This window comes from Streptomyces sp. LMG1-1-1.1 (genome assembly GCF_040815545.1).
In the GTDB taxonomy this organism is placed as follows: Bacteria; Actinomycetota; Actinomycetes; order Streptomycetales; family Streptomycetaceae; genus Streptomyces.
Genome location: NZ_JBFPNH010000023.1, coordinates 50,122 through 66,479, shown reverse-complemented (window position 1 = coordinate 66,479; position 16,358 = coordinate 50,122). Strand labels below are relative to the sequence as shown.

At 73.2% G+C, this 16,358-nt stretch carries 13 protein-coding genes and 1 tRNA gene; 1 reads left to right on the top strand and 13 read right to left on the bottom strand.

What is annotated here, in order from left to right:
* Nucleotides 1-2 precede the first annotated feature (2 nt).
* On the bottom strand, nucleotides 3-1,943 hold the full coding sequence (locus MRBLMG1_RS13675; protein ID WP_367824056.1) for an SPFH domain-containing protein: 1,941 nt from the start codon (nucleotides 1,941-1,943) through the stop codon (nucleotides 3-5).
* A gap of 544 nt (nucleotides 1,944-2,487) precedes the next feature.
* On the bottom strand, nucleotides 2,488-4,014 hold the full coding sequence (locus tag MRBLMG1_RS13670; RefSeq protein ID WP_367824054.1) for a peptidoglycan-binding protein: 1,527 nt from the start codon (nucleotides 4,012-4,014) through the stop codon (nucleotides 2,488-2,490).
* Nucleotides 4,015-4,198: 184 nt separating this feature from the next.
* Here MRBLMG1_RS13670 and MRBLMG1_RS13665 point away from each other — a divergent pair.
* Nucleotides 4,199-4,272, top strand: a tRNA-Lys gene (locus MRBLMG1_RS13665).
* A gap of 61 nt (nucleotides 4,273-4,333) precedes the next feature.
* Here the strand turns inward: MRBLMG1_RS13665 and MRBLMG1_RS37315 are convergent.
* The 11 genes from MRBLMG1_RS37315 to MRBLMG1_RS13610 all read right to left on the bottom strand — a co-directional run bounded on the left by MRBLMG1_RS37315 (nucleotide 4,334) and on the right by MRBLMG1_RS13610 (nucleotide 16,342).
* Nucleotides 4,334-4,660 (bottom strand): glycoside hydrolase family 6 protein, encoded by a 327-nt coding sequence (locus MRBLMG1_RS37315; RefSeq protein ID WP_414721577.1) that lies wholly within the window; start codon nucleotides 4,658-4,660, stop codon nucleotides 4,334-4,336.
* Nucleotides 4,661-6,641: 1,981 nt separating this feature from the next.
* Nucleotides 6,642-7,301: a class F sortase gene (locus MRBLMG1_RS13655; RefSeq protein ID WP_367824052.1), complete on the bottom strand. Its 660-nt coding sequence runs from the start codon at nucleotides 7,299-7,301 to the stop codon at nucleotides 6,642-6,644.
* Between the two features lie 2 nt (nucleotides 7,302-7,303).
* Nucleotides 7,304-7,948, bottom strand: a complete 645-nt coding sequence (locus MRBLMG1_RS13650; protein ID WP_367824050.1) for a hypothetical protein — start codon at nucleotides 7,946-7,948, stop codon at nucleotides 7,304-7,306.
* 74 nt (nucleotides 7,949-8,022) lie between these two features.
* Nucleotides 8,023-8,802 carry an HAD-IIA family hydrolase gene (locus tag MRBLMG1_RS13645; protein WP_367824048.1) on the bottom strand — a complete coding sequence of 260 codons (780 nt, stop codon included), beginning with the start codon at nucleotides 8,800-8,802 and terminating at the stop codon, nucleotides 8,023-8,025.
* A gap of 79 nt (nucleotides 8,803-8,881) precedes the next feature.
* Complete coding sequence (locus tag MRBLMG1_RS13640; protein WP_367824046.1) at nucleotides 8,882-10,423, bottom strand: alkaline phosphatase family protein; 1,542 nt, start codon at nucleotides 10,421-10,423, stop codon at nucleotides 8,882-8,884.
* Nucleotides 10,424-10,653: 230 nt separating this feature from the next.
* Nucleotides 10,654-11,712, bottom strand: coding sequence for a 2-aminoethylphosphonate ABC transporter substrate-binding protein (locus MRBLMG1_RS13635; protein ID WP_367824044.1), 1,059 nt, complete (start codon nucleotides 11,710-11,712; stop codon nucleotides 10,654-10,656).
* A 97-nt stretch (nucleotides 11,713-11,809) separates the two neighbouring features.
* Nucleotides 11,810-12,607 (bottom strand): ABC transporter permease, encoded by a 798-nt coding sequence (locus MRBLMG1_RS13630; protein WP_367824042.1) that lies wholly within the window; start codon nucleotides 12,605-12,607, stop codon nucleotides 11,810-11,812.
* Nucleotides 12,594-13,460, bottom strand: a complete 867-nt coding sequence (locus MRBLMG1_RS13625) for a 2-aminoethylphosphonate ABC transporter permease subunit (protein ID WP_367824040.1) — start codon at nucleotides 13,458-13,460, stop codon at nucleotides 12,594-12,596. The genes MRBLMG1_RS13630 and MRBLMG1_RS13625 overlap by 14 nt, the downstream gene beginning before the upstream one ends.
* Before the next feature lie 16 nt (nucleotides 13,461-13,476).
* A complete protein-coding gene (locus tag MRBLMG1_RS13620; RefSeq protein ID WP_367824039.1) occupies nucleotides 13,477-14,529 on the bottom strand; it encodes an ABC transporter ATP-binding protein in 1,053 nt (350 codons plus the stop codon).
* Entirely contained in the window at nucleotides 14,526-15,203 is a 678-nt protein-coding gene (locus tag MRBLMG1_RS13615; protein ID WP_367824037.1) for a phosphonatase-like hydrolase, read from the bottom strand. The genes MRBLMG1_RS13620 and MRBLMG1_RS13615 overlap by 4 nt, the downstream gene beginning before the upstream one ends.
* A gap of 5 nt (nucleotides 15,204-15,208) precedes the next feature.
* Nucleotides 15,209-16,342 (bottom strand): TIGR03364 family FAD-dependent oxidoreductase, encoded by a 1,134-nt coding sequence (locus MRBLMG1_RS13610; RefSeq protein WP_367824035.1) that lies wholly within the window; start codon nucleotides 16,340-16,342, stop codon nucleotides 15,209-15,211.
* Nucleotides 16,343-16,358: the final 16 nt, after the last annotated feature.

The following is a 16,358-nucleotide window of genomic DNA, read 5'->3' as shown; positions in this document are numbered from 1 at the left end:
CTTCACGCACCCTCGACCGGAGCCGTCCGGCCCGTGTAGAACGCCACCGTCAGGTCCTTGACCAGCGCCTTGCGCTCGTAGTCGTCCAGCTCCACCAGACCACGACTGGTCAGCCGGTGGACCACGTCGTCCACCGCGTCCACCACCGACGTCAGGACACTGTCCCGGTGCTTCGCGTCGATCGCCGCGATCCGCCGCCGCTGCATCGCCGCCGCGACCTCCGGGGCGTACTCGATCCTCGTCGGCTGCGCCGAGAACACGTCCACCCCGACCGGAGCGCACTCCGCCGACAGCATCCGCGTCAGCGCCTCCCCGACCGCCTCCGCGTCCCGGAGCGTCGGCGCGTCCTCATGGAACGCGTCCGCCGGCAGCTGCGACAGCACCCGCGCCATCGCCGCCTCCACCTGCTCCCGCAGATACTCCTCGTGCCCGTCGACCCCCAGCGCCGCCCGGACCGTGTCGCGCACCCGCCACACCACCAGGACCACCACGTCGAGGGCCGTCCCCTTGGCGTCCACCGCCGACAGCGGCTCGCTCCTCCAGTGCCGGAGCCTGACGTCCACCCTGCGCCGCAGCAGCAGCGGGCTCACCCACACCAGACCGGTGCGCCGGACGGTTCCCCGGTAGTCGCCGAACAACGTCAGCACCCACGCGTAGCCGACCCGCCCCCGGCCGAGACCGCCGAGCGCGAACAGCGTCGCCACGACACCGAGCGCCAGCAGCGCCCACTGCCCCAGATGAATCCCGTTGTACGGCCGCACCGGCAGCCGCAGCATCCGCGCCGCCTCCTCCGGCACCGCCCCCGTCCACCACACCACCGCCGCCGACCCGGCCACCGCCAACGCCCCGGCCGCCACCCCGACCCACCCGGGCAACACCGGCCCCGGCCGCTCCACCAGCCCCGGATCCGCCGTCGGCGCGGGCCGCGAACCCGACACGGCACCGCCCTGCCGGGACTTCCGTACGCCCTGCGGGGACTGTGGCTGCTGGGGTTGCCGGGGCTGCTTGACCGACTTGGGCTGCCTGGACTGCTTGGCCGGCTTGCCCTGCTTCGCCTGCCCGGCCTGCTCGGCCTGCCAGGCCTGCGCGGTCTGCCTGGCCTGCGCGGCCTGTTCGACTGCCAGAGCGCCCGGCGACTGCACCTTCGACGGGGCCGGAATCGCGGGCCTCGACTTGCTCTTCGACGCGGCCGAGCCGTTCGGCGGCACGGGCGCCGCCATCGCGACGGTGTCGGGCCCCCCGTCGTCACCCACCCTCGTCGGAACAGCACCCTCCGGCTCGTCCCGGAACAGCAGATGCACCGGAATCGACCCGGTCGTCTCCGCCCCGATCACGTTCTTCCGCCGCGCCACCCTCACCACCGCCGCCACGGGCACGGCCACGACACCGACCCCCGCACCGGCGATCCGCCCGAAGTCGGGGACGCGGTCATGGGTTGCGGGGTGGGTGGTGGTGTTGGTGGCGTGGGTGTTGGTGGCGTGGGTGGTGGCCGTGGCGGTGGCGTGGGCCGTGGCGTGGGCGTTGGCGGTTCCGGTGGCTGCGGCGGTGGCGGTGGCCGTAGCGGTGGCGGTTCCGCTGCTGGTCCCGGTCCCGGTCCCGGTCCCGGTCCCGGTCTCGGTCTCGGTCTCGGTTTCCGTGGCGGTGCCGGTGATGGTGGTGGCCACCGGAATCGCCGGCGTGCCACCGGTCCGTACGGCGGCGGACGCGAAGACCTCCGCCGACTTGCGGGTGGCGATCCCGCCCTCGGGCGCGGCCGTGAGCACGGCGGAACCCGAGGGCGGAGCCGATGCCGAAGCTCGGAGCGGACCCGGGCCCGTCTCCTTGGCGGTCCCCTTGGCGGTCTCCGTGATCGACTCCTTGGCCGCCGCCTTGATCGGCTCCTTGGCCGTCTCCTTGGCCGTCTCCTTAGCCGTCTCCTTGATCGCCTCCTTGGTCAGCGTCACGGAGGCTGCCGCACCGTCCGCTTCCTGCGGCTTGGTGGGCACGGGTTCCGCTGCCCGCGGTGCGGAGGCGGCGAGTTGGGCGGCGGGGTGGAAAGCCGGAGCCGTGGAGGCTCCCCGAGATGCCGGTGCCAGGGTCGGGACCGGTGCCAGGGTCGGGACCGGTGCCAGGGTCGGGACCGGTGCCAGGGTCGGGACCGGTGCCGGCGCGGGTCTCGCGGGGGCTTCGCCTGATGCCGGAGCGCCGGACGCGGCCGGGTGGTCGGGGGCGAGGGCCCCGGGTCCGGTGGCGCCGTCGGCCGCCGGAGACCCCGTGTCCGCAGCTGGTGCTGCCCCGCCGGCATCCGCCCCGGAATCGGCGGCGGCGGGGGCGTCGGTGGAGGCGAGGGGGGATGGGGGTTCGGTGGGCGTCGGGGGGGAGGTGCGGGGGAGGGCGCCGTTGGTGAGGCGTCTGGCCGTGCGGGCCGCGTCACGGGAGGCGGCCGCGCCGGAGTCCGCGGGGTTCGGGGTCGATGCGGTCATTCGGGTCCACCTCATGTTCTCGGGGTCATCGGAACAAACGCCGCCAGGTCTCCGGGCCCGGGTAGCCGTCGGCCGCTCCGCCGCGCCAGCCCTGTGCCCGCTGGAACGCCTCGACGTTGCGACGGTCCGCCTCCGTCCAGCGCGGACCGGGTCCCGACAGGTAGTGCTTGCCGAAGCCCCGCTTCACCAGTTGTTTGCCCAGCTTCTCCACATATGCGTTGGATTGACCCGGACGGAAGTAGCCACGCCCAGGAAACCCCGTCGCATTCGTGCTCGGACCGCTCGAACCACCCGATCCGCCGATGCCCCTGCCCCCGCCGGTCACGAGGAGCTTCCACGTCTCGGGGCCGGGAAGACCGTCCGCCTCCCTGCCCTTCCAGCCCTGCGCCAGCTGGAACGCCTGGGTCGCCCGGCGGTCGGCCTCGCCCCACTTCGGGCCGGGTCCCTTGCTGTAGTACTTCTTGCCGCCGCGGTCGACGAGGAGCTTCCCGAGCTGGGTGACGTACGCGTTGTCGGCGCCGGGGCCGAACTTCGCCGCGCCGGGGTACGGCGTCGGCGTCGCGGTCGCGCCGCCGCCGGTCGTGCCGCCGCTGACCACGCCCTTGTAGCGGTAGGCCACGTACCGGTCGGAGTTCTCCCAGTACGCCATGGGCGTCGCCTGCTTCCGCGTGCGCGGCTTGGTCTGCTCGTACGCGATGTAGGAGGTGTGGGTGTAGTCGGTCCAACCGCCGAAGATCGTGACGTGCGAGCCGCGGGTCGGGTTGGCCGGGTTGTGGAAGAGCAGGATGTCGCCGGGCTGGAGCTCGGTGCGGTCGATCCGGTCGGCGAAGCGGTCGAGGCTGCCGGTCCACTCGTTGCTGCGGAGGTTCCAGGCCATCGAGATGTAGCCGGAGCAGTCCTGACGGTAGCCGTCCGACCAGTACTTCTCCATGGAGTACGGGACCTGCGCGGCCACCCACAGCTTGGCGCGGTTGATGATGTCGGCCCGGCTCGTCTGCCGCAGCGAGCCCGTCGAGATCTGACTGGTCGTCGGGGTCGCGTCCGGGTTCGGGTTCGAGACCGGGTCGGTGGGCGGGTTCGGCCCCGACTGGGCGCCGGACCCCGGCGCTCCGTGCAGCGGCCCCCGCCCGCCCTGCGGGGTCTCGGGCCCCGGCCAGGGCGTGACCCCGGGCTCGGCCGCCTCCCGCAGGACCGCCGAGTCGACCGCCGTCGCGTCACCGGAGGCGGCGTCGTCCGTGATGACGGCGGTGCCCGCGGCGCTCCCCGCGTCCGCGGTGCTCACCGCGTCCGCCGCGTCCGCCGGGGTGAACGGTCCCACCGGGGCGGCGGGCTCCGCCGGGCGCGGGAAGGCGGCGGCCACGCCGGCCCCGCCCCCGCCCAGGACCACTCCCGCCGCCGTCACCAGCACCAGCGCGCGGCGGGCACCGTGCGCGGCCGGGTGACCGCCGGCCCGGACGGGCAGGCCCAGCGCGAGGTCACGGCGGTACTGGGCGCAGCCCGGGCAGCCGCAGTCGGCCGCTGGCTCGAACTCCTCGAAGACCGGCACGCTCATGCGATTCCCCTCCACACTCGTCAAGATCTTTTTGACCCTTGTTTCGGGCGCCAGTGTCTCAACTGTCTGGACAAATCGCATTTTGACGGATTGAAGCCCTGATACGACCATCCGACAGGCCGGGGGCGACCGGTATTGGTCAGGAGCACGCCTTCAGGTCAGGTAGAGTTCTCTCTGTCAGCAGGCGCCGCTAGCTCAGTTGGTTAGAGCAGCTGACTCTTAATCAGCGGGTCCGGGGTTCGAGTCCCTGGCGGCGCACGCGAGACTGTGGCCCCTCACCGATGGTGAGGGGCCACAGTCATTCCCTGCGCCGAGTGAACTACCGGGCGTTACGGGCCAGTTCCAGGGCGTAGGCATCGAACACTCCCCCGCCTACGGGCCGCCCCCCGCACTCCCCGTCCGACTCCCCGGGCCTCTTGATCCACAGGTACGCCGCGACCAGCGGATCACCGGTGTCGCGCGTCGGCGGCACGCCGAGGGCCCGGCCGGGCGGATTGCACCAGCTCTGCGCCGGGTCGCCCTCCGCGTACGGGCCGTTTCCGTTCCTGCCGGTGTCGATCACGAAGGGCTTGCCGCCCACCAGGGCCGACAGCTGCTTCCCATACGCGATGCCCGCCTCGGTCGTCCGGTAGTTCGAGACGTTCACCGCGAAGCCGTCCGCCTCTGCGATCCCCGCCTCCCGCAGCGGCAGCCTCAGATCCGCCGACTTCCCCCCAGCCCTCGTTGCCCGCGTCCAGACAGACCGTCGTCGCCGACTGCCGCTTCAGCCTCCGCACCGCCGCCTTCCGCAGCTCGTACCGCTCCACGTGGTGCCGGCCCTCCGGACAGCCGTCCACCCCGTGCATCACCGCGTCCGGCTCCCACACGACCGTCGCCCCCCGCCCGCCGATCCCCCGCGCCACCGCGCCACCGCGCCACCGCGTCCACCCACACCCCGTCCGCCGCGCCGTCCGCCGCACCGCCCGCCGAATACAGACCGCAATCCCTGTTCGGAATGCCGTACAACACGAACAGCGCCTCACGCCCCGCGGCCGTCGCCACCTCCGTCAACTCGGCCAGGTCGGCGTCCCCGCCGCAGGCCACCGCTCCACCAGGCCGGTGCCCTCTTGCGGGCCATCGCTCCACCAGGCCAGCGTCCCGCCCGGGCCACCGCTCCGCCAAGCCGGCACCCCGCCCCGGGCCACCGCTCCGCCAAGCCGGCACCCCGCCCCGGGCCACCGCTCCGCCAGGCCAGCGCCCCCGCCGCGGGCCACCGCTCCGCCAGGCCAGCGCCCCCGCCGCGGGCCGCCGCTCCGCCAGGCCAGCGGCCACCCTCCCGGCGGCCCCCGTGGCACCCAGGGACGCCCACTCCCGCCCACCTCCGTCGTGCGCCCACAGACGACCCGTCCCCCGACCGCCCCGTTGTGGGCAATCGTTCCGCTGGGGCGGAACGGGTGGGCACAACGGACGGCGCCCCCTGCCGGGCCTAGGCTCCCCGCACCTACGACGCCCACCAGGCCCAGACCTCTGACCAGCGCCCCCACCAGGTGGCCCGGGTTACAGACGGGGGGCGGCTGATCGCCGTGGTCGGGTTGTGCCCACCCGTTCCGCCCTTGCGGAACAGTTGCCCACAACCGGGCGGGGCGGGGCCACAACCCGGGGGCGAGCCACGACCGGGGGCGAGCACAACCGGGGGCGGGGCCTACGCGCGGGGTCCCACAACCGGGGGGCGGGGCCCGCAACCGGGGCGGGCACGACCGAGGGGCCGGACCTACGCGCGGGGTCCCACAACCGAGGGGCGGGACCTACGCGCGGGGGGGCACAACCGAGGGGCGGGCCCACGACCGGGCGGGCACAACCGAGGGGCGGGACCTACGCGCGGGGGGGCACAACCGGGAGGGCGGGGCCCACGACCGGGGCGGCACAACCGAGGGGCGGGACCTGCCACCGGGGGGCACAACCGAGGGGGCGGGGCCCACGACCGGGGTGCCGCAACCGGGGGGCCACGCCCGGCAGGCCACATCCGGGGGAGGGGCGGGCGGGGCCCACGACCGCCAAGCCACACCGCGGAGCGGGGCCACATCGGCGGGCGGCCACAACCCGGGGCCGGGTGGGCGACCGGAGGATGCGGGGTGCAGGCCCGCCAGGGGGGCGGGGCGGTGGGGCCCACGACCGACAGGGGCGGGGCCACAACCCTGGGGGCCGACAACCGGAGGGAGCGGGGCGCAGGCTCAGCAGCGGGGCGGGGCGCAGGCTCGGCAGCGGGGGCAGAGTGCGGGCCCGGTAGGGGGCGCAGGCTCAGCGGTGGGGCGCGGCGCAGGTCGAGAAACGGGGGGGCGAGGGGCCCAGGCCCGCCAGGGGGCGGGGGTGCGGCGCGGGCCCGGTAGGGGCGCGGGGCCCAGGCCCGACAAGCGGGGCGGGGGGGGCGGGCCCGGTAGAGGCGCGGGGCCGGGCCCGACAGGGGGGCGCGGGGCCAGGCCCGACAGGGGGCGGGGGCGCGGACCCGGTAGGGGTGTGGGCCCGGTAGGGGCGCGGGGCCCAGGCCCGCCAGGGGGCCGGGGGCGCAGGCCCGGTAGGGGCGCAGGCCCCCTCGGGGTCTCAGGGGCCCTCGGGGTCAAGGACCGGTAGGGGGCAAGGACCGGTAGGGGTCAGGGGCCGGTTAGGTAGGCGGAGATTACGACGTTGGCGGTGTAGGTGTGGGAGGTGGGGTCGAAGGTGCCGCCGCAGGTGATGAGGCGGAGTTCGGAGCGGTGGGGGTCGCGAGGGCCGTAGGCCTTGGTGGGGTCGAAGTGGTCGCGGGGGAAGACCTGGACGTCGTCGACGGTGAATTCGGCGCGGGAGCCGTCCGTACGGGTGACGAGGACCTTGGCGCCGGGTCGGGCGGCGCTGAGGCCGTAGAAGACGGCGGGGCGGGTCTCGGTGTCGACGTGGCCGACGAGGAGGGCGGCTCCGGCGGCGCCGGGACGGGTACCGGGGCCGAACCAGCCGACGGTGTGGGCCATCTCGAAGGGCGGCGGATCGATGGCGCCGGTGCTGTCGAGGCCGCGGGCGACGACGGGGGCGGTGATGCCGAGGGAGGGGATCTCGACGCGGCGGGGTTCGACGGCGGGGAGGGGGTCGCGGGCCGGGGGGAGCGCGACGCCGAGGGGGCGGCCGACCGCGGCGATGTCGCCGGTGGTGGGGGCGGAGAGGCCGCCGGGGCCCTCGGTGATGTCGCGGCCCCAGAGCCAGAGGCCGAGCAGGAGCAGGGCCCAGGCCACGCCGGTGACGAGTCGCCCGGTGCCCGCCGGGCGGGTTCCGGGCGACATGGTCACTGCTCGGTGCTGCCGGGGCCGGTGGCGGGTCCGGCGGTGCGGCGGCGGGAGCTGCGGAAGGCGACGGCGACGGCGGCGAGCGCGGCCATGCCGAGGCCGAGCAGGGTGTACGGGGTGCCGAGGCCGCTGTCGCCGGCGGTCTGGGCGACGCCGGGGGCGGCCGGGGCGGCGAAGGCGGCGGTGCCGCCGCCGCCGGCGCGGACGGGGGCGACGGGGCTCGCGTGGTGCGTCGGCTGGTGGGTGGGCTGGTGCGTCGGCTGGTGGGTCGGGCGGTGGGTGGGCTGGTCGCGGCGGACCTGCAGGGTGCCGACGTCCGGGTGGTCGTGCCCGTCGCAGGTCACGCTGACCTTGTAGGTGCCGTCTTCGAGGCCCGACCTGACGGTGGTGTCGCCGAAGAGCTGGTTCTTGCCGCCGTCACGGCCGGTGAGCTCCGCGTCGGCGACGAACGCCGGGGACTTGGCGGCACCGGTGGTGCCCTTGCAGCCGTGGACGCGGACGTCGACGTCGGCGCCGGGTGAGGCGGTGGGCGGGGTGACGGTGACCCGCACCCCGTCGTGGGCGTACGCGCTGCCGGCGGTGGGTGCCAGCACGAGTACGAGCGCCGCCCCTGCGGCACGGAGAGCAATGGGACCTGAACGCATCGTGACCTCCTGGTACTGGCAGGGTCACCCGGATCGGCGCTCTTCGCATCCGCAGGGGTCGGCGCGGGGGCGGGTCAGACGCGGTCGACGATGTCCGCGATCGAGTCGACGATCTTGGACGGGCGGAACGGGAAGCGGTCGATCTCGGCCTGGCTGGTCAGGCCGGTGAGGACCAGGAAGGTCTGCATGCCCGCTTCGAGGCCGGCGAGGATGTCGGTGTCCATGCGGTCGCCGATCATGGCGCTGGACTCGGAGTGGGCGCCGATCGCGTTGAGCCCGGTGCGCATCATGAGGGGGTTCGGCTTGCCCGCGAAGTAGGGCTCCTTGCCGGTGGCCTTCGTGATGAGCGCGGCGACGGAGCCGGTGGCGGGGAGGGGGCCTTCGAGGGAGGGGCCGGTCTCGTCGGGGTTGGTGCAGATGAAGCGGGCGCCGGCGTTGATGAGGCGGACGGCCTTGGTCATCGCCTCGAAGGAGTACGTCCGGGTCTCGCCGAGGACCACGTAGTCCGGGGAGTGGTCAGTGAGGACGTAGCCGATGTCGTGCAGCGCGGTGGTGAGGCCGGCCTCGCCGATGACGTACGCGGTGCCGCCGGGGCGCTGGTCGTCGAGGAACTTGGCGGTGGCGAGCGCCGAGGTCCAGATGTTCTCGACGGGGACTTCGAGGCCCATCCGGGCGAGGCGGGCGTGCAGGTCGCGGGCGGTGTACATCGAGTTGTTGGTGAGGACCAGGAAGGGCTTCCCGGTCTCCCGCAGCTTCTTGATGAACGCGTCGGCGCCGGGGATCGGCACGCCCTCGTGGATGAGGACGCCGTCCATGTCGGTCAGCCAGGATTCGATCGGCTTGCGCTCTGCCATGGGTGCGGGACTCCTGCCGTACAAACGTGCGGTGTGCTGGGGGCGCCGCGACAGCGCTGTGGCGACGCCCCCAGCGTAATCAGGATGTGGTGACCTTGACCCCGTCGATCGTCCAGTACCAGTTGTTGGCGCCGGTGTAGCGGAAGCGGAAGCTCACGCTGGAGGCGCCGGCGGGGACGGCGACGGCGAGGGACTGCGGCTGGGAGAGGACGTCGGCGGTGTAGCTCCGTACGACCGTCGGCGTGCCGCCGTTGAAGCTCGCCAGGACCTGGGCGCTCTGGGCGCCCTCCTGGCGGTAGAGGGTGGTGAAGTCGAGGGTCACGGTGGACGCGCCGGTGACGCTGTACGCCGGGGTGACGAGGGTCGAGTCGTACGGGCCGGAGAAGGACTTGTCGGCCCACTCGTCGGAGTCGGCGACAGCGAAGACGCCCCGGGCGCGGACGTTGAGCTCGCGGGACTGGTCGCGCTGGGTCCGGGACCAGAACTCGTCGGTGGCGAAGGACCAGCCGCGCCATTCGCTCATGCCGCCGGTGCCCATGGCGTTGTTGACGACGGACCAGCCGCTGGGCGCGGTGTGGGTGAAGCCGAGGATCCCGGTGGGGATGCCGGTCTCGTCGACGCGGCCGGAGAGGGTCGGGTAGAGGGCGTCGAAGGGGTCGGTGGAGCGGAGCTGGATCGGCTTGCCGTCGAGGCCCCAGGCCGGGGCGGGGACGATGCCGAGCTGCTGGAAGACGGTGGGGGCGACGTCGACGAGCCGGGTGTCGATGGGGCGGGCGCCGGCGGCGATGCCGGGGCCCTGGGCGAGGACGAAGGTGCGGCGTTCCTCGATGCTGGAGCCGCCGTGGCCGCCGCCGTCGGTGTGGCCGTGGTCGGTGGCGACGATGACCGTCCACCGCTCGGTGGAGTACGACGGGCGGGCCTTGATCGCGGCGACGAGCCGGCCGAGGTAGCCGTCCTGGACGTCGATGGCGTCGGTGTACTTGGGGCTGGCGGCGCCGTAGGCGTGGCCGATCTCGTCGCTCTCGCCGAAGTAGACGAAGAGGACGTCGGGGTTCTGGTTGCGGAGGACGTCCTCGGTGATGTCGGTGATGACGAGGTCGTTGACCGCGTAGTTGTTGTCGTAGACGAGCTTGGCGTCGGCGCCGGGGGTGACGGTGCCGTGGATGTCGAGTTCCGGCCAGTCGACGGCGGCGAACAGCGAGAGTTCGGGGCGGACCTGGTTCAGCCGGGCGAGGAAGCCGGGGTAGCGGCCGTAGTTCTTGCCGGTGAAGGTGTTGTCCTTCACGCCGTGCTTGTCGGGCCAGACACCCGTGGAGATCGTGGACCAGCCGGGGCCGGAGGAGGTCGCGGCCATCGGGTTGGCGTAGAGCAGCGAGCAGCCGTAGGTGCCGGTCGCCATCAGGGACTTGAGGGTGGGCGCCTGGGCCGCGTCGATCCGGTCGTGGCGCAGGCCGTCCATGCCGACGAACAGCACCTTGTCCTTGCTGGTGCCGTTCGGGAGCGTCGGGGCGGTGACAGCGGCCTGGGCGGCGGGGGCGGCCACGAGTCCGGTCGCGGCGACGGCGGCGGTGGCGCCCGCGGCGGCGAGCACGGTGCGGCGGGAGATGCCGGTGATCGGCATGTCGGAGTCCTCCGTAGGGGGGTGACGGGGAGCGAACACACGCCAACGCCCCCGATCTCTCAGGGGCGTTGGTCCGTACCCGTTATCTTTCCGCGATATGCGGGGGGTGTTCCAGGGTCGTACGGTTAACTCTTGGCTTCCGATCGGATTCCGATCGGCTTCGGATCGGCTTCGGATCGACTTCCGGTCGGCTGCGGGTCGGCTGCCGGTCGGCTGCGGGTAGCTTCCGGTCAGCTGCCGGTCGCGGACTTCCACGCGTCGACGTACGTCGTGAGGTTCTTGTCGATGTCGGACCAGTCCGGCTCGAAGATCTCGACGCCGTCCATCAGCTTGGCGAGTTCGATGGCGTTGGCGTCGGTCGGCTTGACGTCCTTGCGGGCGGGGAAGCCGCCGCCGATGGCGCTGACCTCGCGCTGGGCCCGCTCGCTCAGCATGAAGTCCAGGAGCTTCCTGCCGTTCTCGGTGTGCGGGGCCTTGTTCACCAGGCCGGCGGCGTACGGCAGGGCGAAGGTGGTCGGCTTGCCGCCGTCCTTGGCGGGGAACCAGATGCCGAGGTTCGGCATGGACTTGGCCTGGGCGAAGTTCATCTGGACGTCGCCGTTGGCGACGAGGAGTTCGCCCTTGTCGGTCTTGGGGGCGAGCTTGGAGGTGGAGGACGACGGGCCGACGTTGTTGGCCTGGAGCTTCTTCAGGTAGGCCATGGCCGGCCCCTGGCCGCCGAAGTCGTGCATGGCCTTGATGAGGACGGCGGTGCCGTCGCCGGCGACACCCGGGGTGGAGTACTGGAGCTTGTCCTTGTACTTGGCGTCGAGGAGCTCCTCCCAGGTCTTCGGGGCGGCCGGGAGCTCCTTCTTGTTGTGGACGAAGCCGAAGTAGTTGTTGACGACGGAGATCCACTTGCCGTCGTCGGCCTTGTCGCCGCCGTCGACCTGGTCGGCGCCCTTGGGCGCGTACGACTGGAGCAGGCCCTTGGAGTCGGCCTGCTGGATGAAGGGCGGCAGGGTCACGATGACGTCGGCCTGGGTGTTGCTCTTCTCGCGGAGGGCGCGCTGCACCATCTCGCCGGAGCCGCCCTCGACGTACTTGACCTTGATGCCGGTCTCCTTCTCGAAGTCGGCGAACACCTTGTCGTACCAGCCGTCGCCCGCCTCGCCCTTGAGGCCGTCGGCGCTGTAGACGGTGACGATCTTCTCGTCGGAGGCGGCGGAGGAGCCGCCGCAGGCGGTGAGGGTGGTGGCGAGGGCGAGCGCGCCGGTGACGGCGGCGATCGGCTTGGCGTACGTGCGCATAACGTTGTTCTCTCCTAGCGGGTACGAGCGGTGCGAGCGGTACGAGTGGTGCGAGCGGTAGGAGCAGGACTCGCGGGACCGGCGGTCCGGGCAGGACCTAGCGGTACGAGGCCTTGGTACGGATGCGGGAGACGGCGAGCAGGGCCAGCAGGGTCGCGGCCATGAGGACCACGGCGAGCGCCGAGCCGGTGAACAGGGAGCCCCGGTCGGTGGAGGTGAAGACGAGGACCGGCAGCGGCGTCCAGTCGGGCGGGTAGAGCATCATCGTGGCGCTCAGCTCGCCCATGGAGAGGGCGAAGCAGAGTCCGACGGCGGCGGTGAGGGACGGCAGCAGGAGCGGCAGTTTCACCCGGAACAGGACGTACGAGGGGCGGGCGCCGAGGCCGGCCGCGGCCTGCTCGTACATCGGGTCGAGACGGCGGATGGCGGCCGAGACCGACTGGTGGGCGAAGGCCGTGACGAGCACCGTGTGGGCGAGGATCACGATCCAGCGCGTGCCGTTGAGGAGCACCGGCGGCTGCGAGAAGGCGACGAGCACCGCGAGCCCGACGACCACGGACGGCACGGCGACCGGCAGCATGAACAGGGCGTCGAGGACCCGCTTGCCCTTCTTCCCGAGCGCGGCGGCGGCGAGCGCGGCCCAGGTGCCGACGGTCAGCGCGACCACGCTCGCGGTGACGGCCGTGACCAGGCTGGTGGTCAGCGCCTCCAGGGACTCCCCGCGGACGGCCGCGGTGTAGTGCGCGGCGGTGGGTCCTGAGGGGAAGGCGCCGGACCAGTGGGTGGAGAACGAGGCGGCGACGATGACGAGCAGGGGCAGGGCGAACAGCGGGACGAAGAGGGCCGCGAAGCCGGCCCACACCGCCCACTTGCCCGTACGGCTATGCACCAGCACGGCGGCTGACCCCCCGGTAGAGGACGTAGAGGCCCACGGACAGGGCGACGTTGACGACGGCGACCACACACGCGGCGGCGTAGTCCGATTCGAGGATGGCCTTGCCGTACACGAGCATCGGGAGCGTCGTGACCCCCTTGGCGCCGGTGAACAGGACGATCCCGAACTCGTTGAGGCACATGACGAGGACGAGGCTGCCGCCGGCCGCGAGCGCGGGCAGCGCCTCGGGCAGGATCACCTGCCGGACGATCCGGAGCGGCCGGGCGCCGAGCGAGGAGGCCACCTCCAGCTGCGCGGTCTCCAGCTGCGAGAACGCGGCCAGCAGCGGGCGCATCACGAACGGTGTGAAGTACGTGATCTCCGCGAGCACGACGCCCCACGGCGTGCTCAGGAACCGGAACGGCCCGCTCGCGTCCCCCGTCAGGTCCGTCCACACCCCGTTCGCCACCCCCACCGTCCCGTACAGGAACAGCAGCGCGAGCGTGATCAGGAACGACGGGAAGGACAGGAAGACGTCGATGGACTTCGACACCGCCTTTCCTCCGGGGAACGGCACGAACGCGATCACCACGGCCAGGACGAAGCCGAGGACGAGGCACCCGGCGGTCGACGCGACCGCCAGCCACACCGTCGTGACGAGCGCGTCCCTGAACGACTCCGACGCGAACACGTCGGCGTACGCGCCGGGGGCGAGGGACTCCTGGACGACCAGCGCGAGGGGGTAGAGGAAGACGACGGCGAGGACGGCGACGGGCGGCAGGGCCCAGACCCAGCGCGGGACGGAGGCCTTCGGCACGCGTTCCGCGCCGGCGGAGCGGGTGGGCGCGAGCTCCGGTGCGGGCCGCCGTTCCATGAGGCCCTGCGCCCCGCTACCCACCGTTCACCCCCGCGGCCAGCAGCACCGCGTCCTCGGGCGCGAAGTGCAGCGTGACCTCCGTGCCCAGCGTCGGCGTCTCCCGCAGCTCCCGGACGTCCGCCTTCACCCGGTGCCCGCCGACCTCGACGTACAGCCGGTGGGTGGAGCCGCGCCACTGGACCTCGGAGATCCGGCCGCGCAGCGCGTTCGGACCGTCGCCGAGGCCGACGAGGTGGGGGCGGACGCACAGGGTGGCGGTGGCGCCGGGCGCGGCCTCGGGGGCCGGCACCTTCAGCGGGGTGCCGTCGAAGGTGACGCCGTCCGTGGACACCGTCACCGGCAGCAGGTTCGCGTTGCCGACGAACGACGCCGTGAACTCCGTACGGGGGCGGCGGTACAGGTCCTGCGGGGTGCCGCAGTCCTGGAGGCGGGCCTTGTCCATGACGGCGATCCGGTCGGCGAGGGTGAGCGCCTCGACCTGGTCGTGCGTGACGTACAGGATCGACACGTCGGGCAACTCGCGGTGGAGCCGGGCGAGTTCGGCGAGCATGCCGGAGCGCAGCTGGGCGTCGAGCGCCGAGAGGGGTTCGTCCAGGAGGAGGACGCGGGGCCGGATGGCGAGGGCGCGGGCGATGGCGACGCGCTGCTGCTGGCCGCCGGAGAGCTCCCGGGGGTAGCGCCGGGCGTAGGCCGCCATGCCGGTCATCTCCAGGGCCTCGGCGACCCGGCCGGGGATCTCGTCCTTCGGCGCCTTCCGGGCCTTCAGGCCGAAGGCGACGTTGGCGTCGACCCGCAGGTGCGGGAAGAGGGCGTACTGCTGGACGACCATGCCGATGCCGCGCCGGTAGGGCGGGAGCGCGGTGACGTCGCGGTCCCCGATGAACACCCGTCCGGAGGCCGGCCGGACGAAGCCGGCGACGGTCCTCAGGGCGGTGGTCTTGCCCGAGCCGGAGGGCCCGAGGAGCGCCATGACCTCGCCGGACTCGACGGTCAGGTCGAGCGAGTCGAGGACGGTGGTGCTCCCGTAGGTGACGGTGACGCCGTCGAAGCGGATGCCGCTGGTCATGCCTCGGACTCCCGTATCAGCGCGGGGAGTCCGGCGATCGAGGCGAGGACGTGGGTGGCGCCGTGCTCGGCGAGCGCCGCCTCGTCGTGCGCCCCCGTGAGGACGCCCGCCACGATCCCGGCGCCCGCACGGGACCCGCTGAGCATGTCGTACGAGGTGTCGCCCGCGACGACGGTCCGCCGGACGTCGTCGACGGCTCCGGTGCGCAGGAGGGCGGCAAGGACCATGTCCGGGTACGGACGGCCCCGGCCGCCCGCGTCGGACGGGCAGAGGGTGAGGTCGACCAGGTCGCTCCAGCCGAGGGCGTCGAGGATGGCGTCCTGGGTGATCCGGGCGAATCCGGTGGTGAGGACGACGGTCCTGCCCTGGTCCTTCAGGGCGGTGATCGTCTCGGCGGCGCCGGGGATCGGGGCGATCAGGCCGCCGGCGACGAGCTCGCCGTACGCCTCCTCGAAGGCGAGGTTGGCCTGCTGGGCGCGGGTCTCGTCGCCGCCGAAGAGGTGGCGGAAGACGGAGATCTTGGACTCGCCCATGGTGGCGCGGACGTAGTCGATCATCGTGGCCGGGTCTTCGCCGAGGCGCTCGGCGGCGGCGGTGAAGGCCTGCTCGACGAGGCCGCCGTCGGCGACGGTCGTGCCGGCCATGTCGAGGACGACGAGGTTCAGGTTGTTCATGTGGTTCACCAGCCCAGTTCGTTCGCGGTCTTCTCGGCGATGGCGGGCGAGCAGGTCATGCCCCGGCCGCCGGGCCCGGTCACCAGCCACACGCCGTCGTCGACCCGCTGGCGGTGCACGACCCGGCTGGTGTCGGTGCACTGCGCGTACACCCCGGCCCAGCGGCGGCGGATCTTCGGCAGCGGGCGGCCGAGGAACGATTCGACGACGCGGGTGAGGTGCTCGTAGGGGTCTTCGAGGGTGTCGAAGGCGAAGGGGTGCTCGTATTCGTGGGTGTCGCCGATGGTCAGCCCGCCGTCGAGGCGCTGCACCATGAGGAGCTGCATCTTGTGGGCGGCGGCGGTCGGGTCCTGCGGCTGCGCGGCCTGGAGGGAGTCCAGGGCCTCGGAGGCGTAGGCGGGGTAGTAGCGGAAGGAGTCTGCGTCGGCGACGGAGGTGGTGAGCGCCTCGCCGAGGGGCTCGGTCTGCATCATCTGGAGCCGGACCCGGCGGACGGGTACGGGGCCGGCGATCTCGCGGACGAGGCCGGAGAGCCAGGCGCCGGTGCACAGGACGACGGCGTCGCCGGTGTGGGTGTCGCCGTGGTCGTCGCGGACGCCGCTGCTTCCGCTACCGCCGGCGATGACGTCGCGGACCTCGCGGTTCGGCAGGAAGGTGTACTTCCCGGTGGCCAGGAGGGCCTTACGGAGGGCGAGCTGGGCGAGGCGGGGCTCGACGGCGGCGTCGCGTTCGCACCAGAGGGCGGCCTCGAAGTCGCCGCGCAGGGCGGGGTTGACGGCGCGGGCCTCGCCGGCCGTGAGCAGCTTGTAGCCGCGGGCGGCGGCGTCGGGCCTGGCGAGGGCGGCCTCGGCGACGGCGAGTTCCAGCGCGTTCCGCACGGGAGTGAGGGAGCCGATGGCCCGGAAGCCGAGCTCCGGGACGCGGGCGCCGATGCCCTCCCACAGTTCGCGGGCGCGCAGGGCGGTGTCGAGCTCCTCACCGCCCGCGCGGCCGCTCACCCAGATCTGCCCGAAGTTACGGAGGGACGCCCCGCGTGCCTCCGCTTCGCGCTCGATGTGTACGACCTCATGGCCGCGTTCCACTGCGTGCCAGGCGTGCATGGTTCCCACCACGCCGGCTCCTACGACGATCACCTTCATGACGGAAACGGTCGCG

Excerpts from the sequence above, each read along its gene's own strand:
- MRBLMG1_RS13670 (WP_367824054.1), bottom strand. The coding sequence starts at position 4,014 with ATGAGCGTGCCGGTCTTCGAGGAGTTCGAGCCAGCGGCCGACTGCGGC.
- MRBLMG1_RS13655 (WP_367824052.1), bottom strand. The coding sequence starts at position 7,301 with ATGTCGCCCGGAACCCGCCCGGCGGGCACCGGGCGACTCGTCACCGGC.
- MRBLMG1_RS13650 (WP_367824050.1), bottom strand. The coding sequence starts at position 7,948 with ATGCGTTCAGGTCCCATTGCTCTCCGTGCCGCAGGGGCGGCGCTCGTA.
- MRBLMG1_RS13645 (WP_367824048.1), bottom strand. The coding sequence starts at position 8,802 with ATGGCAGAGCGCAAGCCGATCGAATCCTGGCTGACCGACATGGACGGC.
- MRBLMG1_RS13640 (WP_367824046.1), bottom strand. The coding sequence starts at position 10,423 with ATGCCGATCACCGGCATCTCCCGCCGCACCGTGCTCGCCGCCGCGGGC.
- MRBLMG1_RS13635 (WP_367824044.1), bottom strand. The coding sequence starts at position 11,712 with ATGCGCACGTACGCCAAGCCGATCGCCGCCGTCACCGGCGCGCTCGCC.
- MRBLMG1_RS13625 (WP_367824040.1), bottom strand. The coding sequence starts at position 13,460 with ATGGAACGGCGGCCCGCACCGGAGCTCGCGCCCACCCGCTCCGCCGGC.
- MRBLMG1_RS13620 (WP_367824039.1), bottom strand. The coding sequence starts at position 14,529 with ATGACCAGCGGCATCCGCTTCGACGGCGTCACCGTCACCTACGGGAGC.
- MRBLMG1_RS13615 (WP_367824037.1), bottom strand. The coding sequence starts at position 15,203 with ATGAACAACCTGAACCTCGTCGTCCTCGACATGGCCGGCACGACCGTC.
- MRBLMG1_RS13610 (WP_367824035.1), bottom strand. The coding sequence starts at position 16,342 with ATGAAGGTGATCGTCGTAGGAGCCGGCGTGGTGGGAACCATGCACGCC.